1 protein-coding gene is annotated in these 243 nt (G+C 47.3%); it reads left to right on the forward strand.

The annotated features are described in order from the left end of the window. Nucleotides 1–86 precede the first annotated feature (86 nt). Nucleotides 87–243, forward strand: a 157-nt coding sequence (locus tag Q5Y71_RS17435; protein WP_306043328.1) for a helix-turn-helix domain-containing protein, incomplete at its 3' end; no start/stop codon positions are given.

Consider the following 243-nt stretch of genomic DNA (forward strand, 5'->3'; position numbering starts at 1 on the left):
TGGTTTCGGATAATAAGTGCAATTGTATAAGGAGAAGAGCCAGCTGGTAGACTCCACGCCTCTCCCGACCAAGAGATGAAGCACTGATGAGTTACCACCAGCTGACCGAAGAAGAAAGATACCAGATTTACGTATTATTGAAAGCAGAACATAACCAGAAGGAGATTGCGGCTTTGTTGGGGCGCTCACCTTCAACGATTAGCCGGGAATTGAAGCGTAACCGGGGTTTGAGGGGTTACAGAT

This window comes from Microbulbifer sp. 2205BS26-8, from assembly GCF_030731025.1.
GTDB lineage: Bacteria > Pseudomonadota > Gammaproteobacteria > Pseudomonadales > Cellvibrionaceae > Microbulbifer > Microbulbifer spongiae.